This is a genomic window from Streptomyces pseudoechinosporeus (assembly GCF_054783935.1).
The window spans coordinates 1-20,406 of the sequence record NZ_BAAGPS010000041.1; the positions used below are offsets into that span (position 1 = coordinate 1).

Consider the following 20,406-nt stretch of genomic DNA (forward strand, 5'->3'; position numbering starts at 1 on the left):
GATGGCGGATCGTACTCGCATCATCCAGGCCATGATCCGCCATGCGCCCAGGCTGCTCCGGCGGATCTGCGGGCACGATCCGCTGATGTCTTGAGGCCGAGCTGTCAACAATGTCCCGAGACCTCCCAGGAGTGAATCCCTCTCCACCGATCGGGTGACGCAGCACGAGCAGCGCACGTGGCGGGTGCAGGGTGTGGGACGAAGATCCCGCGGAGAGAGACGGACCCAGCTGATGACCCTGTTCGGAGTCGAGGAAGTGCTTCCCTGCGGTAACGAGGCGGAACTGGCCGGGACCGAACTGCGGGAGCAAGTGACCAAGGCGGTCGACGCGCTGTCCGTGACCGTCGGAGAGGACCCGCAGGCCCTGCGGCGCCGTCTCCTCAAGCTGGTGAACCTGCCCCGACTGTCCGACACCGACGATCACGACCTGCGGGAAGTCCTCCGGGAGCTCCGCGTGTGCGAACAGGAGGGCCGGGGCGCCTACCGCGCGCGCCTGCGGCGTGTCACTCGGGTGAACCGGCCGGAAGGCATCGGCCAGCTGCCCCGGCCCCGGTCGGTCAAGCCGGCCAGTGCTGCGGGTGCCTGCGGGCTGTGCGGCGGCGGGTACGGCATCGGTGACCTGATCGGCCGAACGCCGTGGGCGAAGGAGCTTCCCTACGTGCCGATGGGCTGGCTGTGCTGGCACTGCCTGGTTGAGCGGCGCCAGCAGCCGCGCCGCCGCGACGTGCTGTTGCGCGTCTTCCACGCCCTGTTCGCCGGTGACGGGGTCGGGTTGAACGGGCAGGAGTGCGGTGTGCTGCTGGACTGGCTGACCGAGGAGCCGGCGCTCGCCAACAGCAAGCCATGGATGGCCGATCCGCTGGAGAACACCCTGGTGCGGCTGCGGACCAGCGTCGCCGAAGGGAAGCCGACGACCTGGCTCAGCGCACAGACCGCGCACACCATCGTCGCGGTGCTGCAGGAGGCTCCCGCCTCGCCGGCCACGACGGCGCAGGATAGCGAGATGCTCTCTGCCCTGGTCCAGCACCTGGCGGAATGGGCGACCAACCCGGCAGACGTGCCACGCTCGCGGTACGGGACGGGTTGGCGCTTCCGTCAGCAGGCGCTCGCGCTCACCGAGCAGCCCACCGTACTGTCCCAGCGCGGCGGCCCATTCTTCCTCTACCAGTGCAAGATCACGTCCACCGGGCAGCTCGTGGAACCCTCGTAGCCCTCAACCGATCCGCCGATGAGCTGCCGTGAGGAGCCTCCGCGTTACAGGGATGGGGACCCACGCGTCGGGCTGGCGCATGCCCACCGGCACGACGGTAGAGCCTCGTGCGGACCGGCTTGGGGCCCGCGATGCCCGGCCTCGGTGCCGGGCGGGCGTCACGTCAGATGTCCCCCTGGAAGTCCCCCCGCTCGATCGCGGGCTCAGCCACCTTCTTGATCCTGGACAAGGTCGGGCTGAGCTTGTCGCTCGCCTTGAGTAGATCCTCGAGCGATGCGCTGAAGGCCCGTGCCCGGTCCTCCTCGGTCTTGAACCTGTCGTTGCCCGGGGTCATCGCGTCACGGCAGGTACGGCTGTGGCGGGAAACTGCGGCCAGCGACGTGGACCACTCCTTTTGGATGTTCTGGTCGGGTACGGGGAAGTAGGCCAGCGCGTCGTCGGCCCGCCGGGCCATCGTGCCGCAGATGTGGCGGAACTTCTTCTCCTCCAGTTTGATTTTTCCGTCGTTGTCGGGCTGCTTTGCGGCAGCCGTGAGCGCCTCGCCGAGTTCGGTGAGCGAGTCGCCGATCCCTTCGTAGTGCTTGGTCCCGCCGTGCGCCATCCAGGCGGCCGCCTGCGCCGAGCGGATCCTCGCCGACCGGGCCCTCGGAGCGGCCTCCACGAGATCGGTGACCGTGTCGCCGGGGGCGCCCGACGCGCCGGCCTTCCCGGCTGGCGACTTCTTGGTGTCGGTCGTCTGTGCGGCCAAGATAAGCAGCATGGGCACGGCCAGGACGAGGACCGCGCCCGTCGGCGCCAGGCGCCGCCACCGGGAACCCGGCCCCGCCGTGACCGTCGCACGACCGGCTGCTCGGGTGGTACGCCGGCTGACCAGCCGTCGTACCACCCAGCCCGCGCCCGCACCGCCCACCGCCGCGCACGCGGCGAGAAGCATCGTGGGGGCCAGGGTCATCTGGGCGATCACCCTGACGATGAGCCACCCGGCGTCCGGCAGCCAGACGCATCGGTCCTGCACGGTCCTGAACGGGCCGAGACAGCCGCCGACCGACATCGTCACCAACAGCGTGCCGTAACCAAGAAGTTGGGTGACCACCACAGCCAGCAGGGCGCGCGGCATCCAGTAGCGCCGGGACAGCGCGGCGACGACCGCCGCAGTGAGCAGGCAGGCGACGAGGAAACCGGCCATCAGCAGCCACACTTGGACGGAGAAGTACGGCCCGGAGCGCTCCGCCCAGGTGAGCGGACGCCGCCCGTGCTGAAACCGGTACACCGCGAACAGCGTCGCCGAACACACCAGCCCGCCCGCCACGCCTGCCAGCAGGGTCCTGCCGAGCCGTAGCCCGGAAGCCACCGTCGACGCGCGCAGCACCAGAGGGAAGAGCCACAGAGCGATGGCGGCCCCCGGCAGCAGGACGCCGACGTTCAGCGTCCCGAACGTCGACATGGCTTCCGCGATGGCCGACAGCTCGCGGGAGTAGGGCTGCCAATCGCCGCTCGGGCTCGTCTGCCGCGCCACCTCGCGGTACCACTCGGTCTGGCTGTGCACGCCCATCGACTGGTACCAGCCCGTCAGATACCACCAGTGCAGCCCGCCCCACAGCACCACAGCGGTGACCAGCAGGTTCACCAGGCCTGCCGCTCGCCGCTGCCATGTCCTCGCCAGGTCCAGCGTCAGGCGCGAGCACTGTGCCGACCACGCCGCCGCGACAGCGGCCGTGAGAAGGAGCCCAAGCAGGAACCCCGGTTCGGGGCCGAACCATTCGTTGCCGTGACTGCCGCCCACGAACTCGCCCAGGACCAGACCGCAACCGAGCCACAGGCCGGAGCGGAACCCGGACTCCATGCGCCCCGAGGCCTGCGCGGTCGTCGCCGAACGGGCCAGCGAAACATACAGCACCGGCGCGAGGAACGCCGTCGTGAGCAAGGCGCCGCCCTTGCTCGTCGACAGCTGGGGGACCACCACCCCTACTGCGTTGACTAGCAGCGTTCCGCTCACCCCGACGAGCAGCATCGCCAGCGCACCCACACCCGAGAGCCGCCCGGGCTCGGCCAGCGCGCTGCGCCGCTCCGCCCAGCTCGGATGCGTTCGCAGGAGCGCGGTGACCCGGCGGATCAAGGTGGTTACGGCACCGTCGCGATCCCGGTGTGCCCACGCCGACGGCAGCGCCCCGCAGCTCACGGCCCGGGCGTCGGCGTGCAGTTCGCGACGGCGCAGCAGGTCGGCGCGGGCCAGGTGCACCAGACAGACCAGCAGGAGTCCCGACACGACGGAGTAGGCGATGCTGGACGCCAGCCCGGGCCAGAACGGTGAGGTGGTCCGGCCGGTCAGCCCATCGAGGAGCAGCCAGCCCTCGGACCACAGGTACGGCAGCAGGGCCAGCACGACGAAGACTCGCCACAGGGCCGTACTGGCCGAGGCGTACACCACGTCGCGGTTACGGATGTGGGCGAGCTCGTGCAGAACGACCGCGCGGAACCCCTCGGGATCCGTCGCGCGCCGCACCAGCAGCCCCGCGTGCAGACACACGGTGTACTCCCCGAGCCGCCCGTACACCACAGCTCCGGAAGTCGTCCGCGTCCGATCCACCCGGAACCGCACCCCCGACGTGACCCCGGCGAGTTCGCACAGCTCGCGAAGCGCGGTGGCCAGGGAACCGTCGAGGTCCAGCGTCTCGGCCGGCACAGTGGGCCGCCACCGCTCGCGCAGGCGCGGCTGCCACCAGTACACCAGCGCGGCGACCACCAGCAGGACGACCGTCGCCACCATGCCCTTCCAGTGCTCCAGCGTCGGCACCCCGGACATGCACTGCGCCAGCGCCTCCGGATGGCGCAGGGTGATCAGCAGATTGTCCAGATTCCGCCCGTCGGGATCCATCCCGGCCGCCATCAGACAGCCCAGCGCGTCGCCCGGGGTGTCGTTGGGCTCGGGAGCCAGGACCGTGTTGAGCATGCTCACGCTGGACGCGGTGACGACGGTCATCAGCAGGGCGAAACGCGGACCGGTGTCGGTGAGCCCGTACCCCCGTAGGCGAGGACCCTGCGTGGCCTGGACCGGGACGGGCGTACTCATGTATCGGCCCCGGACGCCGCGGAGTTGTCGCCGCGCGAGGAATCGGAAGGGTCGGAGGCGGCGGAAGCCTCGCCGTCCTCGGGGTCCGTCGTGGCGAGCCGCGCCACGACGGCGTCCGCGAGCTCCTTCGCCTCCGAACCGTCGATGCCGCGCTCGGCCGCGCTCTGAAGGATCTGCGTCCGTACGGCGGTGAGCCCTGCCCGGTCCCACTCTGGCAGGGCCCGCGGCGGTTCGGCGGGGCCGTGGCGCAGCAGCCGACGCAGGCCGCCCCGGCCCCGAGCGACCACGCCGTCGACCGCTGAGTCAACCGCCCGCCGGGCCGCCTGGTCCAGCACCAGCCACACCACGGCGGTGACCAACCCGGCGATCTCGGCCACACCGAATCCGAGCGGTTCCCTGCGCTCACCCTGCCCGGCGAGGATCCGGACGGCCTGCTCGTCGTCCAGCGGCCAGAGCGCTTCCAGGAGCGGCAGCTCATGCGGTGCCCGTTCGGTCACCACAGCACGCACGACCTCCCGTACGGTTGCCGCACCGGTCGGCTCGATCACTGTGAACTCCCTTGACCACACAAGACATTGGGATCCGATGCGAGCACAGTGACCGTGCGCTTCGCCACCTGCGTCACCCTTTCGGGGAGCTCTGTGGGTTTCACCCCCCCGGGCGAGGCTGCTTCGTGATGGCTTGTCGCATGCACGGGTCAGGCTGCAGCGAGGGCTGGCGGTCCCCTGTTGTGACCCGCGGCACCCGGTCCCACCGACCGGTGCCAGCCATAGAACGTCCGTCCGAGTTCACATCGCCAGCGGATACCGCCTCATTCTTCGAAGCTCTGCGGTGACCGACGGCGGAACGCCCGCACGGAGCGGCCGGAGTTGTCTCCGCCGCTGTCAGCCGGTCGTCTTCTTCACGGCGAACTGCAGTGCGTGGTCGACCATGGAGGGTGTGCCGTGGAGAATGACAGCCACCCGCCCCAGGACGACGGCTACCACCTTGGTGGTGTTCGAACCGCTGGGAAGATCCCCTTCCTGGCTCTTCGTCTCCAGGTAGCCATAGCGCAGGCCGGTCGAACCCGGCACCTCAGCCTTCCGCCCCGTCACCTTGAACTCCCCCATACCCTGGACTCTGTCGGGGATCTTGGGGACGAGGTCAACTGCCGAGGGTTCGCCAGGACTTCGGCCGGGGGATCTCGTTCTGATCCAGGAAGGTCTGAAAGGCAGTCGGTTGTCTCGGTGAAAAGGTTTCCCCGGTCACTGACCGGCCGCTGAGGCGCTCGATGTTCACGGCGATCGCCGTCAGGACGTGTTGCAGGTGGGCTTTCGGCCGTCCTCGGTAGCGGCAGTGGCGCATGCCGTGTCCGTGGGCGAACTCGTTGATGGTGCCCTCCACTCCGGAGCGGACCGCGTAGCGGGCCTTCCACTCGGGTGTCTGCTGCTCGCCGCGGACACGGACTTGCAGGTCGCGGAGTTCTCGTGGGGGAAAGCCCACGTTGCGGGCCTGTTCGCGGGAGTTGGTGCACCGGGGGCGGTCCGGACACGGCCGGCACTGGCCCTTGGTGAATCGGGCCACGATCAGCGGGGCGGCGGTGGGCGAGGAGGTCGGGTAGGGGCCGTGCCAGCCCCGGCTGGCCTGGCCTCGGGGGCAGGTGACCTGGCGTCGGTCGAAGTCGATGTGGAAGTCGTCCCGGTCGAAGCCTTCGTTCTTGCGGTGCTGGCGGGTGGGGTTGCCCGGCAGCGGCCCGCTGACGGTGATCTGGTGTTCGCGGGCGGCTCGTTCCAGGTGGACCAGCGAGGTGTAGCCGCCGTCGACCAGGTGCTCGGCGGGCAGCAGCCCGCGGCGCGCCAGGCGGGTGTGGATGCCGGGCAGGGCCTGGCCGTCGTTGGTGGTGGCCGAGGTGGTGGCCACGTCCGTGATCACGTTGGCGCTGTCGGAGGCACACGTCTCGGTGACATGCGCGGCGAATCCCTTCCAGCGGATGATGTGCCCATGGCGGACGTAGCGCGCCGTGACGTCGTAGGGAGAGACGATCGCCGGGGAGGAGGGCGGCAGCCCGCCGCCGTCCTCCTCGGCGGTGCGCCGGCGCAGGCGGCCCGCAGCGTCGCGGTAGTAGTTCTGCACGACGATCTGCCGCAGCGCCTCCACCTGCGGGCCGGGTCGGTAGCCCGGTTGGTGCCGGTGGAGGCGTTCCAGCAGCCGGTGGGCGTCGTCGTCGGCGGCGAGGATCCTGGTCTTGGGCCGGGTGGGGTTTTTGCCCAGGCGGACCGGACGGCCGTAGCGGCGCCCCCACTCCTCGTCCACCAAGCCGACCAGAAGGTGCCCGGCCGTGCGGGCGGCTTCTTCCAGCGCGGCACGGACGGCCTCGGTGACCAGTTCCAGCCGGGTCAGGTCGCGTACCGCGGCCAGGACGTGGGTGGAGTCGGTGCGCTGGGTGGTGCGCTCGCGCACCAGGCCGGCCTCCTTCAGGCGCGCGAGCGCGAGGTCGAGGAGACGGTCGGCGCGGTCGTCCCGGGCGAGGCGCTCGCGGAAGTCGGCCGGCACGCTGTGGTGGAAGCCGGGATCGTCCAGCTCCATGGCCAGGGCGTATTTGAAGTCGATGCGACAGCGGACCGCTTCCGCTGCCTGCCGGTCCGACAGACCGAGCAGGAACTGCAGTACGCAGACGGTGGCCAGCTGGGCGGGCGAAAGACCGGGACGGCCGTCGCGCGGGTACCAATCGGCGAAGTCCTCGTCGTGCCACAGCCCGTCCAACCGGTCCCGCACCCATATCGCCGTCGTACCGTCCGGGTTGCTCGCCCGCGCGATCTGCGCGGTCAGAGGAGGGACTTGCTCACCGGAACGGGGACGGAGGGACAACGGACACCCCACAACTACATCGGCCTGCGGAACAGCCCCGAGCATGCCCGTTGATCATGCCGTCGCACCGGGAAACTCCAAGATCCCCGACAGAGTCAAGAGCCAATGAGCCTTTTCCAACCTCAGTTGAGCAGGTCATGTGGCAGGACGGCTGCCGGAGAGTATGACGCTACCTCGCTGGACTCTATTGTCAGTGGCGAGTGCTTGAATCACGGACGTGGACGACGAACAGCTTCTGACCGCCGTGGCCGAGATCCTGTGGCCGGATCTCCGTGACCTAGCCTGCCGTGAGTGCGGGCATGCACCAGGTCATGTCTGCCTTCCCGTCTCCGGTCGTGCTGACCTGGGCAACCTCGTCGAGACGCTTTCTGGCCGGTATGGCGAGCCATCCGCCGGCGCCGACCGACTGCCGCCACTGCCCTTGTCGGGGCAGGTCGACTGGAGGTATGCCTGGCCGTTCAGTAACCGGTGGGTCGCCTTCGGCCGGACCGGTCAAGGCGAGGATGCTGGACCCGCGCTGATGATTGCCCTGCGCAGCACGCCGGTCGCGGAGCAGTTGCCCGCGGAGGCGTCCTGGCTGGAAAGGCTAGTCGCCGTGACCGGCTGGGCGCCGAGGACTGTGGGCCAGGTCGACTGGGCGGCAGCCGAGTCCCGCCTGGGCACGCCCCTGCCGAACGACTACAAGGCGCTCGTCGAGACGTTCGGCGATGGCATGTTCGACGGTTTCCACTGCGTGTTCATGCCGGACGACGTGATCAAGAGCGCCGAGTTGGCGGCGAGGCTGGGCCAGGCGCCCTGGGAGCCGCATCCGCCGTTCCCGGCCTCGGGCGGGTTGGTGCCCTGGATGGGCAACGAGCACGAGCAGTCGTTCCACTGGATCACCGAGGGCCCCGACCCCGACCGATGGCCCGTCTACGTCACCGGAGCCGAACCGGAGGCAGGGGACCGGTTCGACTGCACGGCCACGGAGTACCTGTTCTGTCACCTCACCGACCCGCAGCACCCGATCCCGATGCCGGTGAACTTCCGCGCCCACTGGTTCATGGACTGCTCCAGCAACGTGGAGTTGGACGCGGCAATGGAATAGCGCACGCAGCACCGTGCCCTTGATTGAAGGTCGATTCGGTCGGCGAGCGCGATCCGGGGCGCAGCCTGGAGCCACGTCCTTCGGCTGCCGAGTGTGTCGGAGGTGTGCCCGAACTGTGAGAGACAACGAGAGTAGGGGGGAGTCAGTGAGCCCTTTCCCTCCTCAGTCTGAGCTGGCCAGATGCAGGGTGAGGGTGGCCTGGACGAGGCTCGTGATGCGGATGGTCGAGCAGCGGAGCTTGCGGAGGAGCCGCCAGGACTTGAGGGTGGCGATGGCCTGTTCCACGAGGGCTCTGATCTTTGCGTGAGAACGGTTGACCGCCCGCTGACCTGCGGAGAGAGTCTCCCACCGGCCCCAGTAGGGGGTTCGCACAGTGCCCCCGGCACCCCGGTATCCCTTGTCCGCCCAGCAGTTGATGCCAGCCTCGGTGAGAGCATCGATAATGCCGTTCTCTCGGGCCGCCCTGACGTCGTGGACGGCCCCGGGCAGGGCCGCTGATGCCCACAGCAGACGGCCCTTGGGGTCGGCAATGATCTGAACGTTCATGCCGTGCTTCTTGTGTTTGCCGGAGTAGAAGGGCCGATCGGCGGCGATGCGGTCGATCGGCAGCAGCGTCCCGTCCAGGATCACAAATGCCTTCATGGACGCGGCCTTGACGGTTTCTGCGAGCGTGGGCGCGAGAGCGGCCAGGAGCTCGACGGCCTCGGTGACGTATCGGTAGACGGTGGTGGTACCGACGCCGAAGTCGGCTGCGAGCTGGGCGTAGGTGTGTCCACCGCGGAGGTGAGCGAGGGCGAGCAGTGCCTGTCGGCCCGCGCTCAGGCGTCGCCATCGGGTGCCGAGGACGCGGCGGTGTTCCCTCAGACGGGCGGAGAGGAATCGGAGGGCAGAGCTGGACACGTTGACGCCGCACGGGTAGACAAGCACACGAAGCCTCTGGTGGAGACAGTTCTCTTGGTCGAAAACCCATCTACCAGGGGCTTCACCTGTCTGTCAGGCCTACTGATGGGCTCGCACGGCAAGTTGGAAAAGGCTCAATGAATGTCGCCCGGATTCTCGCGCCTCGGGCGCAACCGGCGGTCTTCGGGGGAACGGTGATCGTCGGTGGCGTTCGGCTTATCAGGCGCGGTCGTGGAGAGTGACTTGGTAGCCGTCGGGGTCGGCGAAGGTGAATGTCCGGCCGAAGGGGCCGTCGATCGGTGCGGAGACGATGGTGTGACCGTCGGCGACGAGAGCATCGTGGATGGCCTGGACGTCGGTGGCGTGGAGCCAGATCGCGGCACCAATGCCGGGCTGAGCAACGGATGCGAGATCGGTGCCGGGAACGACGTCGCGGAGTGCGAACGTGATCGGCTTCGTCTCGAAGACGACGGCGTGCGGAGGTCCGGCCTGCGAGCGGACGAGGCCGAGGTACTGCTCGTAGAACGCCTGCGAAGCGTCGAGGTCGCGCGCCTGGAGCGAGATGAAGTCGGGGCCGGTGGCGGGCATGATGATGCTCCTTCTCTTTGTGTCAGATTACTGACACAGGCCAATGTATGTCAGAATTCTGACATGAGTCAAAACGGTGTCGGCGTCGACCTGGACAAATCACTGGGCTACCTGCTGAAAGAGGCTTCGAGCGCCCTGCGCGCAGCCATGGAGGAGGTGCTGCGGCCACTCGGGATGAGCGTGACGCACTACTCCTGCCTCGAGCTGCTGGCTCAACGGCCGGGCTTGTCGAACTCCGAGCTCGCGCGTGGCGCGTTCGTGACACGGCAGACGATGAACGTGCTGCTCCAGGCCCTGGAACGAGAGGGCTACGTGACCAGGCCTGCGGAGGCGCCCGTCGGGAAGGTTCTTCCCGCGCGGCTCACGCCTCGCGGCCGACGGAGCCTGGAGAAGGCGACCGTAGCGGTCCGGTCCGTCGAGGTCAGAATGCTGGCCGGCATGACCGAGACCGAGCAGTCAGGCGCGTTCCGGATCCTGCAGAGCATGATTCATTCCCTGCGCGATGGCAACGACGGTGCATAGCTCGTTCCTCGGCGCACGTCTCGCCGCGCCCGGACAGGAGTGCAGCCGAGCGTGGAAATCCGTGCAGGCGACCTCGAAAACCGACAGACCCCGACTACACCCTCCTCTGCGATGAGCCCACATACCTCATGTGACTCGCACGTCCGTAGCCGCCGCACCAGGTACAAAGCTTGACAGCACTAGATAACCAACGACCTTGACGCGGAACGGAGCCTGGTGGCGGTCATTGCGAAGAGCAACAGGTCCAAAGGCGACAAGGACCCCGCCACTTGGCTCCCCCCGGCTGGTGCCGCGCAGTGCACCTACGCCGCAGACTGGACGGCCACGAAACTCCGCTGGGGCCTGACCGCCGACAAGGCGGAACTGACCGCGCTGAACAAACTCGCCACCAACTGCCCCGACACCACCGTCACCTACGAGCCGGCTTCCTGACACCACGTCCAGACACTGCCCGCAGGACCTCGGCAATGTGTGGGGTATGGCCCCTGCTGCCCTTGATCGTTTTCCGACAAGGCGATCCTGGCGTTCAGCGGTGTTGTCAGGCTTGCACGGTGGGCCGGACGACGATCTCGTTGACGTCGACGCCGGCGGGCTGCTCGATCGCGTAGCCGATGGCGGAGGGCGGCATTGCGATCTCGTCGCGCATCTGAGTCATCGCGGCGGACGCCTCGGGGGTGGCTCCCTTGCCGACACCCTCGGTGTGGGTGAAGCCGGGCGATACGACAGTCACGCTCAGGTCAGGACCCGATTCCTGGCGCAGGCCCTCGGAGATCACGTTAACCGCCGTCTTGGTGGCCGCATAGACGGCTTGGGGAGATTTGACGACGTAGGCCGCGGTGGAGCTGACATTGACGAAGTGGCCGGAGCCCTGTCGGCGGAAGACGGGGAGGGCCGCTCCGATGCCGTTGAGCAGGCCGGTGATGTGCGTGGAGACCATGGCGTCCCAGTCGTCCTGGCGCAGTTCGTCGAACGGGGAGACAGCCATGGTGCCCGCGTTGGAGATGAGAACGTCGAGGCGGCCGTACTGCTCGATGGCGGTATCGGTAAGGCGGTGGAGGTCTTCGCGGCGTGTGACGTCGACGATGATGCCGGTGGCGGTTCCGCCCTTGGCCGTGATGCCGTCCACCACAGCGCTCAGTCGGTCCTCTCGCCGGGCCCCGAGCGCGAGCCGGGCTCCCTTTTCGGCAAGGAAGTTTGCGGTCGCCTCACCGATGCCGCTGCTGGCACCCGTGATCGCGATGACCTTGCCCTGGATGTCGGCGTCAGCGCGCTCGCGGACGCGTACCACCCCAACACCACGGGCCACCAGGCGTACTTCTCGCGCCTCGGCTTCGCCGTCGGCGCCTAATGGGAGCCGCCTCACCGGGACCGGCCTGACGCTCGCATCCGGCTGATCTCGCACGACATCACGAATTCAAGCTCGGTAGGACTTCGCCCGCGCCGCGAGGCGCAGCGCGATCTCCGGTGCCGGTCCGCAGTTCGTTGCCGTGGACGCGGCCCTCGAACCGCAGCGAGGGCGACAGTGCCCCGGCTTCTGGCTGCCCATCAACCACGCTTCCCGCGGCCTGCGTCAGAATGTGAGATGGACCAGGGGGAAGGGGTGCGCGGGCTCTGGACGTCCCCTGTTGAAACGCGGCCGGTACGGCCGGCCGCCGATCCGGCCCCGCTGATGAAAGGACCACGGGCATGCCCACCGTGCGCAGGCTGGACTTCCTGATAGTCAGCGGCGAAGTTCCCGGGAGGTGCCTTGTTCGACGTTCCCGCGATCTTGTGGATCGGGGCCGTCGATTCCCCCATCTCTGTGTCAGGGGCCGTTCACGAGACCAGGTGTGAACGGTTGACGAGATCCCGCCGATCTTCGTGATCGGTCGGGATCTTTGTCGTTTCCGGGGCTTGTTCGAGGTGGTGTCCGGCGGCACAACCGCGCCATATTTTGTGACCTGCGCCACAGCTGATCATGGGGGCACGGGGTGTCTCGTCTGTTGTTGGTGAGCAGCGACGAACGGAGACGTTATGAAGATCTTCATTGCCGGAGCGTCCGGCGCGATCGGCGGCCACCTCGTTACCCAACTCGTGGCACGCGGGCACGAGGTGGTGGGCACGACTCGCTCGGCGGCCAAGACCGGCGCGCTACGCGCGCTCGGCGCCGAGCCGGTGGTCGTCGACGCGCTCGACCCGGACTCGGTGGCCGACGCGGTGGCCAAGGCAGAGCCTGAGGTGATCGTCCATCAGCTCACTGCGATAGGCGGGCCGATGAAGATGCGTAACATGAGGCGGATGGTGGCTGCCACCAACCGGCTGCGCACCGAGGGCACCGACCACCTGCTGGCCGCCGGCCGCGCCGTAGGCGTCCGCAAGTTCGTGGCGCAGAGCAACGCGATGTGGATGGAGCGCACCAGCGGGCCGGTCGTCGGCGAGGACGGCCGGATCGAGCCGAACCCACCTGCCGACATGCAGGAGACGGTGGCCGCGTTGCGCCACGTGGAGGACGCGATGACCGGCATGACCTGGGCCGACGGCATCGCGATTCGCTACGGTGGCTTCTATGGGCCGGGCACTGGTATCGAGGCCGCACCGGACGCCGTCATGACCCAGATGATCCGCAAGCGAAGGTTCCCGATCGTCGGTGGCGGCGCCGGGGTGTGGTCGATGGTGCATATCGCCGATGCGGCGTCGGTCACGGTCGCGGCGATCGAACGCGGCAAGCCCGGGATCTACCACGCCGCCGACGACGACCCGACAGCGGTGCACGTCTGGCTGCCGGAGCTGGCCCGCGCGCTCGGCGCCAAACCGCCGCGCCGCGTACCGGCCTGGCTCGCCGGCCTGCTGGGCGGCAAGGGCCCGGTGGACATGATGACGCGGGCTCCCGGTATCTCCACCGAGAAGACCAAGCGCGAACTGGGCTGGACGCCGCGGTACCCGAGCTGGCGCACCGGTTTCACCGACGGAATGAGTTGACGCGACATGTCCACCTCGGATCTGTATGGCGAGCTGCGGCCGCGGGCGTTTGCCATCGCCTACCACATGCTCGGAAGCGTCGGCGAAGCCGAGGACGTGGTGCAGGAGGCGTTCCTGCGGGTGCACCAGACCTTGCGGAAGGACGAGCCGATCGCCTCGCCGCGGGCGTACATCGCCACGCTCGTCACCCGGCTGGCCATCGACCAGCTTCGCTCGGCACGGGTGCGGCGGGAGCGGTATGTCGGCGAGTGGCTGCCAGAACCGCTGGTCACCGATCCCACGCCGGCCGAGCACGCCGAGACCGCCGACTCGCTGTCGCTGGCGTTCCTGGTGCTGCTGGAGAGCCTGTCGCCACGACAGCGGGCCGCGTTCCTGCTGCGCGAGGTGTTCGAGTATCCGTATGCGGAGGTCGCCGAGATCATCGGCACCGATGTGGACAGCACACGGCACCTGGTCGCGCGGGCCCGCGGCCACGTGCGGGAGCACCGACCGCGCTACTACGCCTCTCGGCGGCAGCGAGAAGAGCTGGCTCAGCGCTTCTTCGCCGCCGCCGAGCAGGGCGACCTGCGGGCGCTGGAGGCGCTGCTGGCGCAGGATGTGGTGGCGCACGGCGACGGCGGCGGCAAGGTGCCCGCACTGGGCCGTCCGGTCAATGGCCGGGAACGCGTGGCGAAGATCGTGCTGACCGGGTTGTCCGTGCTGGCGCGCGCGGGCGGGCGCATTCAGGTCACCGAGGTCAACGGCCAGCCCGGCGCCACGGTGTTCGACGCGCAGCACCAGCTGGTCGCGGTCATGGGGCTCGACATCACCCAGGGAGGGATCCAGACGATCCACTCCATCGTCAACCCCGACAAGCTGCGGCACTTCGACCAGGTCGGTGACCTCGCCGCCCTGGTGCGCGCAGCCCGCCGATCCGGCCACGACGGCTGAACCACTGGTGCGGTTCCCGCTGTGGGTGGGGTCGATGACCGCCCGCGGCGGCCCGCTGTCGGCCATGAAACTGAGCGCAAGGCCGTCGCACGAGGGTTGGGCCGGTGTCCGTTCTCAACGAAGAAAGTCGGCTGCGAGCTGCCGACCAGGGCAGAGTAAGTTCGTTGAGACGGCCGCTTACCGAGCAGCCAGCTGTCCTGACCTGGTCCGACTGGGGTGATGTCAGCGACGTGCGGTATCCGCCGACGCGCGTATCAACCTTCGAACACCGGCTAACGGGGATGTTGGTGGAGGATGGATGCATGATCGGTGACCGTTGGGGTGTGAGCGATAGCGAGATCCGGCGGTCCTACCCGTGCGACGGCTTCGTCACCTCACCCGCGCTGCAGGCGTGGCGGGGCGTGGGTGTCGAGGCGCCTGCCGATGCGGTGTGGCCGTGGGTCGCACAAGTGAGGCTTGCGCCATACTCGTACGACTGGATCGACAACCTTGGCCGCCGCTCGCCTCGCGAGCTGGTAGACCTTCCCGAGCCTCAAGTAGGAGAAAAGTTCACTATCGCTGGCGGGCGTGAGCTGGGTCGGATCGTCTCGGTCGAACCGGGGAACCAGCTGACGGGCACCATCATGGGCGCCTTCATGTCCTACGTCCTCGTGCCCCAGGATCACGACACGACGCGCCTGCTACTCAAGGTCGTCATGCAAACCAGCCGCTGGGCGGCCATCGGCCTGTCGGTCGGCGATCTGATCATGGCTCGACGGCAGTTGCTGAACCTGAAGCTGCTCGCCGAGCGGCACCAGCATTGAGCTGCGGACGCGGGTTGAGGGGCTTGACTGAGCCGGGATCGAGGCGCTGTGCACGACCTCCCGCGCCTTCTACGGCGTCGACAACCGCGGGGAAGAGCGGCGCAAGGAGGCCTTCGCCAACGCGCTGCCCGCCCTCCTGCCCCGCGCGACCGACCCCGCGCTGCGCCGACAACTCCTGGAGCAGGCCGACGACAAGCAGCTCGCCGACCTCGCAGACCAGGGCATAGTCACGGCCGCCGACCTGCCCGCGATCCTGCGCACCCACCGCCCAACCCCGGCTGGCCCGGCACCCCGGCCAAGTCAACGACGCGATCGGCCTGCTCCCCCGCCTGCACCACACCGACCTCGAGCACGTCGTCAGCGACTGGAACCCGAACCGCTACCGCCCGGATGCCGAGCCGTTCCCGCCCGTACCGCCCGCCCTCTTCGACACGGTGCTGGAGTACGCCCTCACCCCGCTCGCCCTCCTCCTCGCGGAGGTTGCGGGCGAAGGCGCGGATCATCGGAAGCTCGGCGTTTTCGGCTCTGCCGATCCAGCCAGGCAATCGCCGCACGCCGTCCAGCTGGTCCATGATCTTGGCGAACTCCCGGACGTGAGCGACGGTGTCGGCCAACTCCTGGCAGTGATCGAGGAGTTGCTTGAGGCGGAGGTCTTCCTCGCTGGTCAGGCCGTCGGAGTGGTGGGTGAACCAGGCGGTGGCCTGGCGCACGGTCGGAGCTTCGGGAAGGCCGCTCAGCGGCGAGTCGGTTCCGCGCAGGGGCTCCAGCCAGCGGCGCACGCTGCGGGCGCTGCCAAGGTCCGCCTGGACCCGCCGAACGAGCCCCGGCCCGCTCCGGTCGAAGCCGCCAGGCCGGACCTGAAAAGACCCGCTTGATTCGTCTCGGCTTTACGCATTCCGATATGGGCATATGATGGCGGCCATGGCACGAGCAGCGACGACGTCGGACGTCTTCAACGCGATCGCCGAGCCGCAGCGCCGGGAAATCTTGGTACTGCTGCGGGCGGGTGAGCGGCCGGTGACCGAGTTGGCCCAGGAGCTGGGGATGACCCAGCCGGGGGCGTCCAAACACCTGCGGGTGCTCCGGGAGGTCGGGCTGGTGCGGGACCGCAAGGCAGGCAAACAGCGCCTGTACGGCCTTGACGCCCGTGGGCTGCGACCGGTTCACGAGTGGACCGGCGGGTTCGAGCGGTTCTGGAACGAGAGCTTCGACCGGCTGGACGCGTACGTGCAGGACCTCAAGCAGGCAAGGCAGGAGGAGTGACCGATGGCAGCGACAGGACGGGACGCGCCGGCGCAGTCAGCGACGGCCGACCGCGAGATCGTGATCTCCCGGGTCATCGACGCCCCGCGGGAGCTGGTGTTCGAGGCGTTCACCGAAGTCCGGCACCTGTCGCGATGGTGGGGACCGGAGGGGTTCACCACCACCACGCGGGCGTTCGAGTTCCGCGTCGGCGGGGAGTGGGACTTCGTGATGCACGGACCGGACGGGACGGACTACCAGGAGTGGATCTCCTGGATCGAGATCGCCCCGCCGGAGCGGATCGCGCTGCTGCACGGCGAGTCCCGCGACGACCCGAACGCCTTCGAGTCGGTCCTGACGTTCGAGCCCGACGGTGCGGCGACCCGGATCGTGATGCGCACGGTGTTCCGCACCAAGGAGCTGCGCGACGAGGCGGTCGAGAAGTACCACGCGATCGAGGGCGGCCGGCAGACCCTGGGCAACCTGGCTACGTACGTCACCGAGACCGTTCGGAAGGGAGCGGAGGGCTGATGGCCGGGAAGGTGTTCTTCAGCGTGTCGATGTCGCTGGACGGTTTCATCGCGCCCGAGTCCCCCGAGGAATTGATGGGGCAGCAGTGGATGGAGCTGCAGCAGTGGATATTCCCGCAGCGGTTCTTCCGGGAGAACCTGAAGCTCGGCGAGGGCGGCGAGGAGGGGCGCGACAACGACATCGTGCGGGAGACGTTCGAGCGCACCGGCGCGAGCGTGATGGGCAAGCGCATGTTCGACGCCGGCGAGCAGGCGTGGCCGGAGGAGGCGCCGTTCCACACCCCGGTCTTCGTCGTGACGCACGAGAAGCGTGACCCCTGGGAGCGGCCCGGCGGGACCACCTTCCACTTCGTCAACGACGGCATCGAGACCGCGCTCGACCAGGCCCGCGAGGCCGCCGGCGACCGCGACGTCCGCATCGCGGGCGGCGGCGCAACGATCCTGGAGTACGTGAACGCCGGCCTCGTCGACGAGTTCTCGATCGCGCTCTCACCCGTGCTGTTCGGCTCCGGAATCCGCCTGTTCGACGGCGTGGACGCGGGCCGCGTGGCCCTGGAGCCGGTCCGCGCGGAACCCTCCCCAAGGGTGACGCACCTGACCTACACCGTCCGGGAGCGGTAACTGTCCCGAACTCAGCGCTCCCCCGCCGAAGTCAGCTGCCCGCGGACAGCCCGGCCCGCTGCCCGCGGCGAAGTGATCGCGATTCCGGTGACGGGCAGCGCCTCGCGGACCTCGGTCACGATGACATGGTTGCGCAAGACCGAAGCACGGCCGAGTGTGGCGGCGTTCCTCTCGACAGCCCGCCCGGCCTTCGAGAACCTCGTTCCGGGCAGCCCCAAGATCCTCGACGTGCCCGACCAGGTCGCCTGACGGCGATCATGCACATGGTTCTCAGTTCGCGTCCCGCCGACGCAGCAGATTCATCGCGGTGAGCGTGAGCACGGTGTCGCCGCGCTGGTTGAGGACCTCGATGTCGGTGTGGACCAGGCCGCGATCCGGCTTCGAACGCGAAAGGCGGGCCGCGCGGACCGTCGTACGGATGGAGAGGCTGTCGCCGGGACGCACCGGCTGGGTCCAGCGCAGCTCGTCGACACCGGGCGAGGCCAGACTGGCGACCTTGCTGATGTAGTGATCGGCGTACAGCCGCATCATCACGGACGCGGTGTGCCAACCGCTGGCGATGAGCCCCTGGAACGGGCCTTCTGCTGCCGCGTCCGGGTCGGAATGGATGCTCTGCGGGTCGAACTCGTCGGCGAACCTGAGGATGTCCTCCTCGGTCAAGGTGACACTGCCATAGGTGTACGTGGAACCTGGCGTGTAGTCCTCGAAGTAGCGTTCCTGGACTGGCGTGTCGAAATCAAGGCCGAGGGCGGAGGTCGATGGCGTTATCATCGGCGACACGTTAGTGGGTGCGATTCCACGACCTCGATCCGTCCCGGAACCTGGCCCTCGGATGCACCTTGACTGTGCGAACCGCCTTGGCCGGTCTCCTCGTAGAGCTCCCGCACCGCGGTATCGGTGATCGGCTCACCGGGTCCCTCTTACCGCCAGCGACGAAGATTCCGTCGTATGCACAACTGCGCGAGGCCGATAGCTACGGATCCCACGGGCGCGGTCTACGTCAACACGCTGAACTTGACAGGGAACAGACCCGGTCGGTGTACAACTTCGTGGTCAACTGACTGCCACAGCCCCCGAGCAGCAGCCCACACCAGAACGAATCAGCCTGGTGACGCCGGCGAAACCCGTCCAGCTCGATCGCCTCCAGCGGCAGCATCAGCGGCTCCTCCGAATCCGCACCGCCCAGCACCGCCGTCTGAATCTGCCGCCTGTCACCCCGCAAAGGAACCCCGCCTTTCACCCCAACTCATCGTGCCACCAGACAAGTTGACCCTCCAGACCTGCTCACGTCCCCACACTCGCCCCGCCACACTGGGCGGCGGAGGAGCCACCCAAAAGGTCGCTCCTCACGCGTACGGCCCGGACCAGCGGTGCTCGCTCCGGAACGCCCGAAGGATCTCCTGCTGCACTCACCAACCCCACTCAACTCCGCCTCGAAACAGCTTCATTGAGGACTGTAGAGGCCACCACTGACAATCGATCCTGGCCTGCGCGCTCATGCCGTACGACGGATCGCCGGAGCCCGCCGCGCATCGGCCGTGTCGGCCCGCTGCGCGCGTTCGGCCTGGGCTGGCGTAGCGCCATGGCGTGTACGGCGGCGTCGTGCCGGCCGTGTTCGACGGGTCGTTGGCGAAGGCGGCCTCGCGCTGATGGCACCGGGCGCGGTTCTGCGGTCAGCTGTCCGGGATGGAGTCCACGCGGTTGGGATCTCTCGACGACCCAGCGGCGGGGCAGGACGACGAAGCCGGAGACGTCCTTGGGCCGGCTGACCGGCTTGAGCGTGACGACCCACGAACACGGCCTCTCAGGTCCCGTTGCCCAGTTCGAACCGTGTCCAGTGGACACCGTCGGTGGACAGGCGCCAGCTCCCGGCGCCGAAGCTGTCGCCCCACAGATAGCCGAGCGCGGTCGTGGTCACCCAGCCCGACATCCCTCCGGAGTTTCCGTGGCGTGCGAAGGAACGGCCGCCGTCCGTACTACGCCAGACGCCGTCCTCACCGTGGATCGTCAGGCTGCCGTCGGCGGCGGCGATCGGCGGGCCGAGCAGGGAGCGCGGATCCACGCCCTTGCGGTGCTCCCACACCCGCTCCCAGGTGCCGCCGCCGTCCGTGCTGCGATGGAGGGCGAGCAGGCCGTTCTTCACGTTCTCCTCGTCGGGCAGCTCGCCCGGCTCTGCCGCGTAGAGCACTTTTCCGGTGCCGGTCACGCGCAGGGCCCAGACCGACTCTCCGGTTCCCGTCGGCCGGGACAACCGCCAGCTGCGTCCCCCGTCCTCGCTGACGGCGAGTGCGACACGGCCGGAGCGCGGGTCACGACCGGAGGCGAAGACCAGGTCCTTAATCTGCCCGGCCGGGATGACCGGGGGCTTCAGTGGGGGCTGAGTGGCCAGGGCCCGGAACTCGCCCGTGGTGGGCAGGACCGTGAGGACGCGGGCGTGCTCGCAGTTGTTGCCCTCCTGGTCCATCCGTGTGCAGTCCTCGAACAAGGTGACGCCCTCGGGCAGCGCCGGGGTCGTGCCCGAGGGCCTGGCGGAGCCCTGCCGCCAGTGACGTCCCCCGTCACTCGTGAACCAGGTCCGGTCCGGCGGCGGCCACACGCCCTCCGTGATCAGCGCGCGACCGGGTTCCAGCACCCTGAGTGTCGCCGTGATGCCGTGCTCCACGGTGACGTCCGCCAGCGGGGAACGCCCGAGCCGCCAGGCGTCGGCGCCCTTGTCGAGCACGGCGACTCGCTGCCGGCAACGTGTCTCCCCACACTCCGCGAGCAGCGCGAACCCACTGCCGTCCCTCGCGAAGTCGACCGCGACCGAGCTGCCGGGCAGGTCCGTCCCCGACGGGATCCGGGGGGATGCCGCCGCCTCTGAGGAGGGGGCGCGCTCACCCGCCTGCGCGCCCCGGACCCTGTCCTTGCCCCTGTCCGTGTCCACCTCGACGCATGCCGACACCAGGGCCAGCACTGCCAGCGCGGCGGCGACCAAGATGCCCCAGCTGCCCCTGCACTTACCCCCGCCCCACCTCATGGGAAGCCCCCGATCCGACCGGCATGCCCGGCCCGCGATGCACCGTCATCTCTGGTACACCGCTCGCCGCGCTCGGGTT

19 protein-coding genes and 2 pseudogenes are annotated in these 20,406 nt (G+C 68.7%); 10 read left to right on the forward strand and 11 right to left on the reverse strand.

What is annotated here, in order from left to right; all coding sequences use genetic code 11:
• The first annotated feature begins 232 nt into the window (after positions 1-232).
• Positions 233-1,210 (forward strand): hypothetical protein, encoded by a 978-nt coding sequence (locus ACYVO6_RS32715; protein WP_461067541.1) that lies wholly within the window; start codon positions 233-235, stop codon positions 1,208-1,210.
• A 163-nt stretch (positions 1,211-1,373) separates the two neighbouring features.
• Here ACYVO6_RS32715 and ACYVO6_RS32720 read toward each other — a convergent pair whose 3' ends face one another.
• From ACYVO6_RS32720 to ACYVO6_RS32735, 4 genes are all read right to left on the reverse strand, one after another.
• Positions 1,374-4,280 carry a M48 family metalloprotease gene (locus ACYVO6_RS32720; RefSeq protein ID WP_461067543.1) on the reverse strand — a complete coding sequence of 969 codons (2,907 nt, stop codon included), beginning with the start codon at positions 4,278-4,280 and terminating at the stop codon, positions 1,374-1,376.
• Positions 4,277-4,828 (reverse strand): hypothetical protein, encoded by a 552-nt coding sequence (locus tag ACYVO6_RS32725; RefSeq protein ID WP_461067545.1) that lies wholly within the window; start codon positions 4,826-4,828, stop codon positions 4,277-4,279. The genes ACYVO6_RS32720 and ACYVO6_RS32725 overlap by 4 nt, the downstream gene beginning before the upstream one ends.
• A gap of 336 nt (positions 4,829-5,164) precedes the next feature.
• Positions 5,165-5,389: a hypothetical protein gene (locus ACYVO6_RS32730; RefSeq protein WP_461067547.1), complete on the reverse strand. Its 225-nt coding sequence runs from the start codon at positions 5,387-5,389 to the stop codon at positions 5,165-5,167.
• A 34-nt stretch (positions 5,390-5,423) separates the two neighbouring features.
• On the reverse strand, positions 5,424-7,127 hold the full coding sequence (locus ACYVO6_RS32735; protein WP_461067549.1) for an IS1182 family transposase: 1,704 nt from the start codon (positions 7,125-7,127) through the stop codon (positions 5,424-5,426).
• A 520-nt stretch (positions 7,128-7,647) separates the two neighbouring features.
• Here ACYVO6_RS32735 and ACYVO6_RS32740 point away from each other — a divergent pair.
• The gene (locus ACYVO6_RS32740; RefSeq protein WP_461067551.1) at positions 7,648-8,214 is read left to right on the forward strand and encodes an SMI1/KNR4 family protein; all 567 of its coding nucleotides are present in this window, start codon (positions 7,648-7,650) and stop codon (positions 8,212-8,214) included.
• A 162-nt stretch (positions 8,215-8,376) separates the two neighbouring features.
• On the opposite strand, the gene ACYVO6_RS32745 is transcribed toward ACYVO6_RS32740, so the two are convergent.
• Both ACYVO6_RS32745 and ACYVO6_RS32750 read right to left on the reverse strand, forming a co-directional pair.
• On the reverse strand, positions 8,377-9,141 hold the full coding sequence (locus ACYVO6_RS32745) for an IS5 family transposase (RefSeq protein ID WP_461067553.1): 765 nt from the start codon (positions 9,139-9,141) through the stop codon (positions 8,377-8,379).
• Between the two features lie 192 nt (positions 9,142-9,333).
• Positions 9,334-9,702 (reverse strand): VOC family protein, encoded by a 369-nt coding sequence (locus tag ACYVO6_RS32750; protein ID WP_461067555.1) that lies wholly within the window; start codon positions 9,700-9,702, stop codon positions 9,334-9,336.
• A 63-nt stretch (positions 9,703-9,765) separates the two neighbouring features.
• Here ACYVO6_RS32750 and ACYVO6_RS32755 point away from each other — a divergent pair, with 63 nt between their 5' ends.
• Together ACYVO6_RS32755 and ACYVO6_RS32760 are read left to right on the forward strand one after the other, a co-directional pair.
• Complete coding sequence (locus ACYVO6_RS32755) at positions 9,766-10,224, forward strand: MarR family winged helix-turn-helix transcriptional regulator (protein WP_461067557.1); 459 nt, start codon at positions 9,766-9,768, stop codon at positions 10,222-10,224.
• Between the two features lie 189 nt (positions 10,225-10,413).
• A pseudogene (locus tag ACYVO6_RS32760) lies at positions 10,414-10,656 on the forward strand (HNH endonuclease); the annotation flags it as partial.
• A gap of 106 nt (positions 10,657-10,762) precedes the next feature.
• Here the strand turns inward: ACYVO6_RS32760 and ACYVO6_RS32765 are convergent.
• On the reverse strand, positions 10,763-11,530 hold the full coding sequence (locus ACYVO6_RS32765; RefSeq protein ID WP_461067559.1) for an SDR family oxidoreductase: 768 nt from the start codon (positions 11,528-11,530) through the stop codon (positions 10,763-10,765).
• A 707-nt stretch (positions 11,531-12,237) separates the two neighbouring features.
• Between ACYVO6_RS32765 and ACYVO6_RS32770 the strand changes: the two genes are divergently transcribed.
• The 3 genes from ACYVO6_RS32770 to ACYVO6_RS32780 all read left to right on the forward strand — a co-directional run bounded on the left by ACYVO6_RS32770 (position 12,238) and on the right by ACYVO6_RS32780 (position 14,915).
• Positions 12,238-13,182 carry an NAD-dependent epimerase/dehydratase family protein gene (locus ACYVO6_RS32770; RefSeq protein WP_461067561.1) on the forward strand — a complete coding sequence of 315 codons (945 nt, stop codon included), beginning with the start codon at positions 12,238-12,240 and terminating at the stop codon, positions 13,180-13,182.
• A 6-nt stretch (positions 13,183-13,188) separates the two neighbouring features.
• On the forward strand, positions 13,189-14,112 hold the full coding sequence (locus tag ACYVO6_RS32775; RefSeq protein ID WP_461067563.1) for an RNA polymerase sigma-70 factor: 924 nt from the start codon (positions 13,189-13,191) through the stop codon (positions 14,110-14,112).
• 302 nt (positions 14,113-14,414) lie between these two features.
• On the forward strand, positions 14,415-14,915 hold the full coding sequence (locus ACYVO6_RS32780; protein WP_461067565.1) for a hypothetical protein: 501 nt from the start codon (positions 14,415-14,417) through the stop codon (positions 14,913-14,915).
• A gap of 227 nt (positions 14,916-15,142) precedes the next feature.
• On the opposite strand, the gene ACYVO6_RS32785 is transcribed toward ACYVO6_RS32780, so the two are convergent.
• Positions 15,143-15,694, reverse strand: coding sequence for a DesA/ISL3 alpha bundle tail domain-containing protein (locus ACYVO6_RS32785; protein ID WP_461067567.1), 552 nt, complete (start codon positions 15,692-15,694; stop codon positions 15,143-15,145).
• A gap of 142 nt (positions 15,695-15,836) precedes the next feature.
• Here ACYVO6_RS32785 and ACYVO6_RS32790 point away from each other — a divergent pair, with 142 nt between their 5' ends.
• Genes ACYVO6_RS32790 through ACYVO6_RS32800 form a run of 3 tightly spaced genes read left to right on the forward strand, consistent with a single transcriptional unit; the run spans position 15,837 to position 17,308 of the window.
• A complete protein-coding gene (locus ACYVO6_RS32790) occupies positions 15,837-16,178 on the forward strand; it encodes an ArsR/SmtB family transcription factor (protein WP_075033765.1) in 342 nt (113 codons plus the stop codon).
• Positions 16,179-16,181: 3 nt separating this feature from the next.
• Positions 16,182-16,688: an SRPBCC family protein gene (locus ACYVO6_RS32795; RefSeq protein ID WP_461067569.1), complete on the forward strand. Its 507-nt coding sequence runs from the start codon at positions 16,182-16,184 to the stop codon at positions 16,686-16,688.
• Positions 16,688-17,308, forward strand: coding sequence for a dihydrofolate reductase family protein (locus ACYVO6_RS32800; protein WP_461067571.1), 621 nt, complete (start codon positions 16,688-16,690; stop codon positions 17,306-17,308). The genes ACYVO6_RS32795 and ACYVO6_RS32800 overlap by 1 nt, the downstream gene beginning before the upstream one ends.
• Positions 17,309-17,578: 270 nt before the next feature.
• On the opposite strand, the gene ACYVO6_RS32805 is transcribed toward ACYVO6_RS32800, so the two are convergent.
• The 3 genes and pseudogenes from ACYVO6_RS32805 to ACYVO6_RS32815 all read right to left on the reverse strand — a co-directional run bounded on the left by ACYVO6_RS32805 (position 17,579) and on the right by ACYVO6_RS32815 (position 20,285).
• On the reverse strand, positions 17,579-18,079 hold the full coding sequence (locus tag ACYVO6_RS32805) for a MaoC family dehydratase (protein ID WP_461067573.1): 501 nt from the start codon (positions 18,077-18,079) through the stop codon (positions 17,579-17,581).
• A 933-nt stretch (positions 18,080-19,012) separates the two neighbouring features.
• Positions 19,013-19,105, reverse strand: a pseudogene (locus tag ACYVO6_RS32810) (IS5/IS1182 family transposase); the annotation flags it as partial.
• Positions 19,106-19,112: 7 nt separating this feature from the next.
• The gene (locus ACYVO6_RS32815) at positions 19,113-20,285 is read right to left on the reverse strand and encodes a WD40/YVTN/BNR-like repeat-containing protein (protein WP_461067575.1); all 1,173 of its coding nucleotides are present in this window, start codon (positions 20,283-20,285) and stop codon (positions 19,113-19,115) included.
• Positions 20,286-20,406 lie beyond the last annotated feature (121 nt).

Bases quoted from the DNA above. Each gene is read 5' to 3' on its own strand.
- ACYVO6_RS32715 (WP_461067541.1), top strand. From the start codon at position 233: ATGACCCTGTTCGGAGTCGAGGAAGTGCTTCCCTGCGGTAACGAGGCG.
- ACYVO6_RS32720 (WP_461067543.1), bottom strand. From the start codon at position 4,280: ATGAGTACGCCCGTCCCGGTCCAGGCCACGCAGGGTCCTCGCCTACGG.
- ACYVO6_RS32730 (WP_461067547.1), bottom strand. From the start codon at position 5,389: ATGGGGGAGTTCAAGGTGACGGGGCGGAAGGCTGAGGTGCCGGGTTCG.
- ACYVO6_RS32740 (WP_461067551.1), top strand. From the start codon at position 7,648: ATGATTGCCCTGCGCAGCACGCCGGTCGCGGAGCAGTTGCCCGCGGAG.
- ACYVO6_RS32750 (WP_461067555.1), bottom strand. From the start codon at position 9,702: ATGCCCGCCACCGGCCCCGACTTCATCTCGCTCCAGGCGCGCGACCTC.
- ACYVO6_RS32755 (WP_461067557.1), top strand. From the start codon at position 9,766: ATGAGTCAAAACGGTGTCGGCGTCGACCTGGACAAATCACTGGGCTAC.
- ACYVO6_RS32770 (WP_461067561.1), top strand. From the start codon at position 12,238: ATGAAGATCTTCATTGCCGGAGCGTCCGGCGCGATCGGCGGCCACCTC.
- ACYVO6_RS32775 (WP_461067563.1), top strand. From the start codon at position 13,189: ATGTCCACCTCGGATCTGTATGGCGAGCTGCGGCCGCGGGCGTTTGCC.
- ACYVO6_RS32780 (WP_461067565.1), top strand. From the start codon at position 14,415: ATGATCGGTGACCGTTGGGGTGTGAGCGATAGCGAGATCCGGCGGTCC.
- ACYVO6_RS32790 (WP_075033765.1), top strand. From the start codon at position 15,837: ATGGCACGAGCAGCGACGACGTCGGACGTCTTCAACGCGATCGCCGAG.
- ACYVO6_RS32795 (WP_461067569.1), top strand. From the start codon at position 16,182: ATGGCAGCGACAGGACGGGACGCGCCGGCGCAGTCAGCGACGGCCGAC.
- ACYVO6_RS32800 (WP_461067571.1), top strand. From the start codon at position 16,688: ATGGCCGGGAAGGTGTTCTTCAGCGTGTCGATGTCGCTGGACGGTTTC.
- ACYVO6_RS32805 (WP_461067573.1), bottom strand. From the start codon at position 18,079: ATGATAACGCCATCGACCTCCGCCCTCGGCCTTGATTTCGACACGCCA.